Here is an 8,519-nt window from a genome sequence, read left to right on the forward strand (position 1 = left end):
CAAAGTAGGCAAAACCCCTGGCTCCGTTTCCGGCCCGACTTCGTCGGGTTCCTTCGCCCTGTCACTTACGTCGCACTCTGCGTCGTCAGTGATATCGCGGTTAAAAAAGCGCCTTTGTTTATGCGCTGTGATAACGGTCAAGGCATGACGTCGTGATGCAGCATCGATGTAACGCAAAACATCACGAAAGGCATTTTCACTGGAGCGCAAGGAACGAGAAGTGTCCGGGATAACGCTTGGGTCAGCGCACAGCTATACAGCGTGATCGAGCCCGCACGCACCAATCCAAGGCAATAACCGAAGCGCACTGTCCAGGCCTATTGCCCCGCAAAGACCCCTACACCCCAGCCGGTCGGCCCCAACCGAAAACTGGCACAACCTCTGCATTAGTGGACATAACCCCACCATGAATGTGGTCGGGCTTGCTCCGGTTGATCGATGTTGATCGCCAGTCTCGCAGAGGCCAGTGGGCTACTCAGGTGCATCCGGCAACGTCGCTCGATGGCACTCAGACACTCCAATAAGAGAACAGGCAAAGGCGCCTGGGACCGAAAGGTTCCGGGCGCTTTTTTTTTGCTTCAAAAAACCTGATTGGCCTTGGCCGGGACTCGCTATGAACACCACAGTCTTCCCCCGCACTGATGTAAAAACCCTGATCGTCGTCGGTAATGGCATGGTCGGTCATCATTGCGTCGAGCAGTTGATCGAAAGCGGCGCGCTTGAGCACTATCGTATTCACGTTTTCGGCGAAGAGTCGCAGCGTGCCTATGATCGCGTGCATCTGTCCGAATACTTCACAGGGCGCGACGCCGAATCGCTTGCCATGAGTGAAATGGCCTTGTACGAGCAGGCCGGCCTTACCCTGCACCTGGGCGTGCCGGTGCTGGAGATCGACCGTGACCGTCACGAGATCATTACCGCCGAAGGCTGTTTCTGTTACGACAAACTGATTCTGGCCACCGGCTCCTATCCGTTCGTGCCGCCTATCGACGGCGCGCAGGGCAATTCACGACTGGTCTACCGCACCCTCGAAGACCTGGACACCATTCGTTACGCCGCCTCGAAAGCAAAGCGCGGCGTGGTGGTTGGCGGTGGCTTGCTGGGGCTGGAAGCGGCCAACGCGCTGAAGTCACTCGGCCTTGAAGCCCATGTCGTCGAATTTGCCCCGCGCTTGATGCCGGTGCAGCTGGATGAACACGGTGGTGCTGCGCTGAAGGCCCGCATCGAAGCGTTGGGGGTCGGTGTGCATCTGTCCCGCGCCACGCAATCGATCAGCGACGGCAAGCAATATCGTTATCGGATGAATTTTGCCAACGACGAATTTCTGGAAACCGACCTGATCGTGTTTTCCGCCGGTATTCGCCCGCAGGATGCGCTGGCCCGGCAGTGCGCGCTGGAACTCGGCCCGCGTGGCGGTATTGCCATCGATGAGCACTGTCGCACCAGCGACGCCGATATCTATGCCATTGGCGAATGCGCAGCCTGGAACGGCAGCGTGTTCGGGCTGGTTGCCCCCGGCTATCAGATGGCCCGTGGCGTGGCGGCGCAGTTGTGCGGAAAAGACACCGACGCGTTCTTCGGCGCTGACATGTCCACCAAGCTCAAGCTGCTGGGCGTAGACGTCGGTTCCATCGGTGATGCGCACGGTGCGCTGGCCGGGGCCGTGAGCTATCGTTTTATCGACGAGGCCACCGGCAGTTATCGGCGCCTGGTGGTGTCGGCCGACGGCAAGCAGGTGCTCGGTGCTGTGCTGGTCGGCGACAACAGTTATTACGACACACTGCTGCAGTACGCGCAGAACGGCATCACCCTGCCCGCCGACCCGTCCAGCCTGATCCTGCCGCGAGGCGAAGGTGCGCCGACGCTGGGCGCCGATGCCCTGCCCGCCACAGCGACCATCTGTTCCTGCCATAACGTCAGCAAAGGCTCGATCTGTTCAGCCATCGACAATGGCTGCACCGACCTGGCCGGGATCAAGGCCTGCACCAAGGCCGCCACCGGTTGCGGCGGTTGCACGGCGCTGCTCAAGCAGGTGTTCGAACATGAACTGATTGCCCGTGGCGTGGCGGTGGACAAGAGCCTCTGCGAACACTTCGCCTACACCCGCCAGGAGTTGTACTCGATCGTGCGCGTCGAAGGCATCGAAAGCTTCGATGAACTGCTGGATCGGCACGGCAAGGGCGCGCATGGCTGCGACATCTGCAAGCCTGCGGTCGGCTCGATTCTCGCCTCATGCTGGAACCGTCCGATCACCGAGCCTTCGCTGGTGCCCTTGCAGGACACCAACGACACGTTCATGGCCAACATGCAGAAAAACGGCACTTACTCGGTCGTGCCGCGCATTCCAGGTGGCGAAATCACCCCCGACGGTTTGATCGCGATTGGCGCGGTGGCGAAGAAATACGACCTGTACACCAAGATCACCGGCGGCCAGCGTATCGATCTGTTTGGCGCGCAATTGCACGAGCTGCCGGACATCTGGAGCGAGTTGATCGCTGCCGGTTTCGAGACCGGGCATGCCTACGGTAAATCGACCCGTACGGTGAAGTCCTGCGTCGGCAGCACCTGGTGCCGCTACGGCGTGCAGGACAGCGTCGCCATGGCGTTACGCATCGAAGACCGCTACAAGGGCCTGCGTTCACCCCATAAACTCAAGTTTGCAGTGTCCGGCTGCACCCGCGAATGCGCCGAAGCACAGAGCAAAGACGTTGGCGTGATCGCCACCGAGAACGGCTGGAACCTGTACCTGTGCGGTAACGGCGGCATGCGCCCGCGGCACGCCGAGCTGTTCGCCACCGATCTGGATGACGAAACCCTGATCCGTTACATCGACCGCTTCCTGATGCTCTACATCCGCACCGCCGACAAGCTGCAACGCACCTCGGTATGGCGCGAAACACTGGAAGGCGGCCTGGACTACCTCAAGGCAGTGATTCTCGATGACAGCCTGGGCCTGGCTGCCGAACTCGAATCACAGATGCAATTGGTGGTGGACCGCTACGAATGCGAATGGGCCAACGCGCTCAAGGACCCGGAAAAACTCAAGCGCTTCCGCACCTTCGTCAACGACGGGCGCAACGACCCCGACGTGCACTTCGTCAAGGAACGCGCTCAGCGCCGCCCGGCAAAACCCGAAGAATTGGCGCTTATTCCGTTGTTCAAGGAGGTGGTGTAATGAATTCGCCTGAAACAACGTTGACTGAAGAAAACACTTCTTCCGCGCTGCACTTACACTGGTATGCCCTGTGTGAGCGCAGGGATCTGGTCGCCAACTCCGGCGTGGTGGCCTGGCTGGACGGGAAACAGATAGCGCTGTTTTATCTGCCTGACACAGCGCAAGGCGAGCAATTGTTTGCCATCGACAACCGCGACCCGAAATCCGGTGCGAATGTGATCGGACGTGGGTTGATTGGCCAGATTGCGGGTGAGCTGGTTATCGCCTCGCCGCTGTACAAGCAGCACTTTCGCCTGCACGACGGCAGTTGCATCGAGTACGCCGAACAGCGCCTGGACGTCTGGGCGGTGCGCCTGAATGGCGAACGGGTGGAAATTGCGGTCTAGGGTTTGATCGGTATATTAAGTTTCAGGGTGTTTTTTGAAACACTGAGAAACTGATAAAAGCCTAGTAAAACCGAGCCTTTGCGCGCCCTGCTTCAGAATGTCCCATTTTGTCTCTGTTTTTTTTATCCAAAAAGTAAGTAGACTTCTGAGTACATGAATTTGCTAAGCGCTAAAGTGGTGAGTATAGGGGTTCTCAGCCCACGGAGACCTGATATTGCTAACCGATGCCCACTGCCGCAGCACCAAGCCGAGGGAAAAGCTCTATCGGCTCAATGACCAACGTGGCCTGTACCCTGAGGTCAAACCTACAGGCTTGAAAGCATGGCGGTATAGTTTTGCGCTGAATGGCAAGTCTGCATGATCGGACTAGGCTATTCCCCTGCCGTGAGGGTGTCAGAAGCACGAGAACGAAGTGAAGCGGCACGCAAGCTGGTCAGGGAGGGCGTAAATCCAGCCCAGCAACGGCAGCTCGACCGGGTTAGGCAAGCGAGCAAGGCGATCAGTGCCTAGACCCCATTTTTCGTTGATATGATCCATCAAGGCTTTATGAGGCGCGGCAGCTGTATGTTGGCGAAAATATCAGGCGCGTACTCTTCTGGCTTGCGCCACTGACAAAGCCAGTGGCTCAAGCCAGCCTATTAATTATGTGACGTTACGGCTTGGCAACGTGCCAGACCTGATTGACGCCGTCACCTGTTGTATCCCCTGGCTTGGTATCTTTGACCCAGCTGTAAAGTGGCATGCCTTTGTATGCCCATTGTTTTGTGCCATCGTCTCGAGTGACGACAGAGTAATCATGACCCGCTTTCGCGTCTGCGGATACCGGTAAAGGTGGCCAGTTTGCAGCGCATGGCCCATTGCAGACCGACTTGCCCGAGGTGTCCTTACCGGAGGTATAAAGAGTCATTCCTTTCGCGTCTACGAGTACTTTTCCCTTGTCCGTTTCAGCAAGCTTGACTGGCGCATCGGCGAACGCCAAACCCGACATGCAGCAGGCGGCAACAGCGACGGTGAGAATCATCTTTTTGAACATAGGTATTTCCTTTGGTCATTTTTAATTTTTAGAAGACCCACCTGCTATTTGAAACAGCATGCGATCAGACAGTAGACGAGCCACAAACAGGTTAATTCGATTCCGTAGAAAAAACGTCCCGATATCATTTTTTGCTGGAATGCTGGGCTCCCCCCCACCCTGTGCCTTCCTCAATTGAGCAAAGCGACGCTCACGGTCAAGCATCACTAGCTCAGCTCAATGAGCGACGGCGATTCATCATCCAGAACTCATCACTTTCACTCATTATTATTCACTTGGTCGTGGAGTATCAGCAGGCCCCCATGAAGGCCTGCGCTGTTCAATCAGTCGGCCTTGAGCGTCGACACCACCTTGTTGCTGGCGAGATCGACTGTGGAGATACTCAAGTCCTCATTGAGGACATACGCCTTCGACTTGTCTTTGGTGAAGACAATGGCCTGGCGGGGTGCCTTCAAACCGGTCACAGTGGTGGTCACTTTCAGCGTTTTGGTGTCGATCACTGAAAGGCTGTTGTCACCGAGGTTACCCGAGTAGACGTGCAGCCCGTCTGGAGTAAGTGCTGCGCCGTAGGGGTCTTTGCCCACCATGACGGTGGTTGTAATGGCGCGTTTTTGAGTGTCGACAACTGCGATGCTGTTACTGCCGCTGTTAGCCGCGTACAGCGTATTGCCGTCCGCCGATATGGAGATGGCGCGCAACTTGTTGAAGCCAGTGATCTCACCTTCGATCATATTGGTCTTGCTGTCGACCAGGGTAATTTTGTCCCCAAGAAAGTTGGTGACATAGACGGTTTTGCCGTCAGGGCTTACTCGGATGCCTTGGCGCGGTTGGGAGAAGCCAGGTACCACAGCTACTGGCCGCTGGTGATCAAGGTCAATGACCGACAGCGTGCTGGCCGCTTCATTGTTGACGTAGAGCAGGCTTCCGTCCTTGCTAAGTGTGGTACCAAAAGCACCTGCGCCCAACGGAATATCTGCGATCACTTTCAAAGTCTTGGTGTCAATCTTGCGCACGACCCCCAAACTGCTGTCGGAGAGGTAGAACACATCGCCAGTTGGCGAAAACACAATATTTCGCGGCGTGACGTAGCCGGTGAGAACCTGGCGAACCTTACCGGTTTTCAAATCATAAACCACTACATCTGGACGCTGACTGTAAGAGACCACCGCCGTCGTTTCATCAGGGCTGACGGCCAGCGAGTTGTTGTGAATATCGCCGTCAAACGTCCAGCGATCTTCCGCAGCCCACGCGCTCATCGTTGTGGCCAACGCAACACCCAACGTCAGGGCTGTGACGGTTTTCTTTATCACATTCATCAGAGTTTCCTCATAAGGGTAAGCAAGGCATCCAGTGGCGCCTTGGCAAAGACAACTCGTTCATCGCTGCAGGGCAATGAGTTGACCTTATGCGTCTTTGATAAATTCCGGAAACAACTTGTTTTGGTAGCTCTTACCTGTTTTATAAATAGGTCTGGCTACCTCTGGCTCACGAATTGACTGCAATGTTCCCAGAATCGCTCAAGCCCAGGCGAGATGTATTTGTCCCGGTGGCGGATCAGAAAAAACCGTCGTGTCAGTGCAGGCAGGGAGTGCGGCAGTTCAACCAGGACTTCAGAGGCCAGTAGATCCCGAACGACCCAGCGGGACAGGCAACTGATGCCGATGCCTTGTGCGAGCGTATGCTTGATGGCCTCTGAACTGCCGATCTGGCGCGTTTCGGCGAGATCGTGCAGATGACGCAGCAGCAGTTGTTCGACTTCTTCGCGGGTACCAGAACCTGGCTCGCGCAGTAGCCATTCAGCAGTACGAAGGTCGTCAAGTGTGACCTGCTGCTTTAGTGCCAAGGGGTGCCGTTGGCCTGCGACAATAAGCAGCTCATCAACAAGCCAAGGCTCGGCACTGAGTTCGGGGAGGTGGCAAGGCCCCTCGATCAGGCCCATATCAATCTCGAAATCGGCGACTCGTCTTGCGACCGCCATGCTATTGGCCATGTCGACATCGACCCTCAAATGTGATGCTGATCGACGCAGCTCACCGAGAATCAATGGCAGAACATAATTGCCTATCGTGGTACTGCATCCTACCCGCAAGCGTGTTTTCAGCCCGGGATGGCCTGGTAAGAAACTGGCCTCTATCTGTTGTGCATTCTCAAGCATCCTTCTGGCTTGAGGCAGTAAGGCATGGCCGTTATCGTTCAGCACTAAACGCTTGCCGACACGGTCGAACAGCCTGGTATCCAAGGCGTTTTCCAACTCGTTGAGTGCGGCGCTGGTTGCAGATTGGGACAGTGACACCGAAATGGCTGCGCTGGTGGTGCTACCGTGTTGCGCGACGGCGCAGAAAATTTGTAGCTGACGCAGGCTAAGCTTCAAGGGATCTACCTTCTTAATAGGTAATATAAACCTATACTATCCGTTTTTACCACTATGCCCACCAACCTATACTTCAGCTATGTCATATTGACGGCAAACTGAAGCGGGAGCGCGAAAATGAGTGATACACGACTCGCAGCTATAATGGGCGGCAGCCATCCCCTGGCGGCCTTGTCCAATCCACGAGAAGCGATCCGGCAGTTCACACCCAACTGGTTCGCCGCCACGATGGGCACCGGGATTCTGGCTCTGGCTCTGGGCCAACTGCCTTTTGCTGCGCAGTGGCCCAAAGCGTTAGGGGAAGCTTTGTGGTTTTTTAATATCGTGCTGTTTTGCCTGTTCACGCTGATGTACGCGAGCCGTTGGGTGTTGTTCTTCGATGAGGCCAAACAGATCTTCGGCCACTCCACTGTATCGATGTTTTTTGGAACCATCCCCATGGGATTGGCGACCATCATCAACGGTTTTCTCCTTTATGGTTTGCCACGCTGGGGGGATGGGGTAGTCGCTTTAGCGGAAGTGTTGTGGTGGATCGATGTCGCCATGGCATTGGCCTGCGGGGTGCTGATCCCGTACATGATGTTTACCCGCCAGCAGCACAGCATCGATCAGATGACAGCGGTATGGTTGCTGCCAGTAGTTGCGGCTGAGGTGGCTGCCTCCAGTGGCGGTCTATTGGCTCCGCACCTCGCTGACGCGAGCGCACAGTTCACCATGCTCATCACCAGCTGCGTGCTGTGGGCCTACTCGGTGCCCGTCGCCTTGAGCATCCTGGTGATCCTGTTACTGCGCATGGCGCTGCACAAACTACCTCATGAAAGCATGGCAGCATCGAGCTGGCTGTCTTTAGGGCCGATCGGTACCGGAGCTTTGGGGATGTTGGTGCTGGGCAACGATGCTCCAGCGATCTTTGCTGCTCATGGAATGGCAAGCATCGGCGTCGTAGCCGAGGGCATTGGCTTGATCGGTGGTGTGCTGTTCTGGGGGCTGGGATTGTGGTGGATGGTATTGGCGCTGCTAATTACCGCGCGCTACTTCAGGGAGGGAATTCCCTTCAACCTCGGCTGGTGGGGCTTCACCTTTCCGCTGGGAGTGTACGCCGTAACAACCCTCAAATTGGGCTCTATGCTGCACCTCACGTTCTTTAGCTTCTTTGGCGTGACGCTGGTGTTGATGCTCTCTTTCATGTGGATGATCGTCGCGGCCAAAACCCTGGCGGGTGCCTATCGCGGCAACTTGTTCGTCTCGCCGTGTATCGCCTCGCTGAACAAGGCGAGCAAAACCTGAGCCTTTGGCTACTCGATCGACTGTTTGGCGTGACGCAATGTGGACAGGATGCACTGCCTAACACTCGGGTGAGTGCAAACAGGAAGGGGGCTGGGGTGTGGCATTTCCAGCAAGAGATCCCCAGCCCTGAGCCACATTGGTTGTCATTGAAATCTTCAGCTTAGGGGCTGTTCCCGTTTCACATTGGCAACCACAGAAAAGCGCAGGCCATTGCTATGACGCTTTCATAGTTTCTCTTGAGTTTGTCGAATCGAGAAGCCACCGCCC

Annotated in this window: 8 protein-coding genes and 3 pseudogenes; 5 read left to right on the forward strand and 6 right to left on the reverse strand. The window is 56.3% G+C overall.

Going from position 1 to position 8,519, the window contains the following annotated elements; all coding sequences use genetic code 11:
• A pseudogene (locus tag DW49_RS1000000133410) lies at positions 1-210 on the reverse strand (hypothetical protein); the annotation flags it as partial.
• Between the two features lie 403 nt (positions 211-613).
• Between DW49_RS1000000133410 and nirB the strand changes: the two are divergent.
• The 4 genes from nirB (at position 614) to DW49_RS1000000133780 (ending at position 4,071) form a co-directional block, all read left to right on the forward strand.
• A complete protein-coding gene (gene nirB, locus DW49_RS0123035) occupies positions 614-3,175 on the forward strand; it encodes a nitrite reductase large subunit NirB (protein WP_005618842.1) in 2,562 nt (853 codons plus the stop codon).
• The gene (gene nirD, locus DW49_RS0123040) at positions 3,175-3,561 is read left to right on the forward strand and encodes a nitrite reductase small subunit NirD (protein ID WP_005618843.1); all 387 of its coding nucleotides are present in this window, start codon (positions 3,175-3,177) and stop codon (positions 3,559-3,561) included. Before nirB ends, nirD begins: the two co-directional genes overlap by 1 nt.
• A 214-nt stretch (positions 3,562-3,775) precedes the next feature.
• Positions 3,776-3,922 carry an Arm DNA-binding domain-containing protein gene (locus tag DW49_RS1000000134090; protein ID WP_160297506.1) on the forward strand — a complete coding sequence of 49 codons (147 nt, stop codon included), beginning with the start codon at positions 3,776-3,778 and terminating at the stop codon, positions 3,920-3,922.
• Positions 3,919-4,071 (forward strand): integrase arm-type DNA-binding domain-containing protein, encoded by a 153-nt coding sequence (locus DW49_RS1000000133780; protein WP_229687550.1) that lies wholly within the window; start codon positions 3,919-3,921, stop codon positions 4,069-4,071. The genes DW49_RS1000000134090 and DW49_RS1000000133780 overlap by 4 nt, the downstream gene beginning before the upstream one ends.
• A 142-nt stretch (positions 4,072-4,213) precedes the next feature.
• Here DW49_RS1000000133780 and DW49_RS0123045 read toward each other — a convergent pair whose 3' ends face one another.
• The 3 genes from DW49_RS0123045 to DW49_RS0123055 form a co-directional block, all read right to left on the reverse strand.
• Positions 4,214-4,594 (reverse strand): COG4315 family predicted lipoprotein, encoded by a 381-nt coding sequence (locus DW49_RS0123045; RefSeq protein WP_005618844.1) that lies wholly within the window; start codon positions 4,592-4,594, stop codon positions 4,214-4,216.
• 323 nt (positions 4,595-4,917) lie between these two features.
• Entirely contained in the window at positions 4,918-5,910 is a 993-nt protein-coding gene (locus tag DW49_RS0123050) for a beta-propeller fold lactonase family protein (RefSeq protein WP_005618845.1), read from the reverse strand.
• A 158-nt stretch (positions 5,911-6,068) separates the two neighbouring features.
• Entirely contained in the window at positions 6,069-6,965 is an 897-nt protein-coding gene (locus tag DW49_RS0123055) for a LysR family transcriptional regulator (protein WP_005618846.1), read from the reverse strand.
• 117 nt (positions 6,966-7,082) lie between these two features.
• Between DW49_RS0123055 and DW49_RS0123060 the strand changes: the two genes are divergently transcribed.
• The gene (locus tag DW49_RS0123060) at positions 7,083-8,252 is read left to right on the forward strand and encodes a TDT family transporter (RefSeq protein WP_024420729.1); all 1,170 of its coding nucleotides are present in this window, start codon (positions 7,083-7,085) and stop codon (positions 8,250-8,252) included.
• Positions 8,253-8,260: 8 nt separating this feature from the next.
• On the opposite strand, the pseudogene DW49_RS1000000133785 reads toward DW49_RS0123060, so the two are convergent.
• Together DW49_RS1000000133785 and DW49_RS1000000132465 are read right to left on the reverse strand one after the other, a co-directional pair.
• A pseudogene (locus DW49_RS1000000133785) lies at positions 8,261-8,365 on the reverse strand (uracil-DNA glycosylase); the annotation flags it as partial.
• A gap of 65 nt (positions 8,366-8,430) precedes the next feature.
• Positions 8,431-8,519: pseudogene (locus DW49_RS1000000132465) on the reverse strand (IS5/IS1182 family transposase); the annotation flags it as partial.

Source organism: Pseudomonas avellanae BPIC 631, from assembly GCF_000444135.1.
GTDB classification, from domain to species: Bacteria; Pseudomonadota; Gammaproteobacteria; order Pseudomonadales; family Pseudomonadaceae; genus Aquipseudomonas; species Aquipseudomonas avellanae.

What these genes read in the sequence shown, in the direction of transcription:
- nirB (WP_005618842.1), top strand. Translation starts at nt 614, where the DNA reads ATGAACACCACAGTCTTCCCCCGCACTGATGTAAAAACCCTGATCGTC.
- nirD (WP_005618843.1), top strand. Translation starts at nt 3,175, where the DNA reads ATGAATTCGCCTGAAACAACGTTGACTGAAGAAAACACTTCTTCCGCG.
- DW49_RS1000000133780 (WP_229687550.1), top strand. Translation starts at nt 3,919, where the DNA reads ATGATCGGACTAGGCTATTCCCCTGCCGTGAGGGTGTCAGAAGCACGA.
- DW49_RS0123045 (WP_005618844.1), bottom strand. Translation starts at nt 4,594, where the DNA reads ATGTTCAAAAAGATGATTCTCACCGTCGCTGTTGCCGCCTGCTGCATG.
- DW49_RS0123050 (WP_005618845.1), bottom strand. Translation starts at nt 5,910, where the DNA reads ATGAATGTGATAAAGAAAACCGTCACAGCCCTGACGTTGGGTGTTGCG.
- DW49_RS0123060 (WP_024420729.1), top strand. Translation starts at nt 7,083, where the DNA reads ATGAGTGATACACGACTCGCAGCTATAATGGGCGGCAGCCATCCCCTG.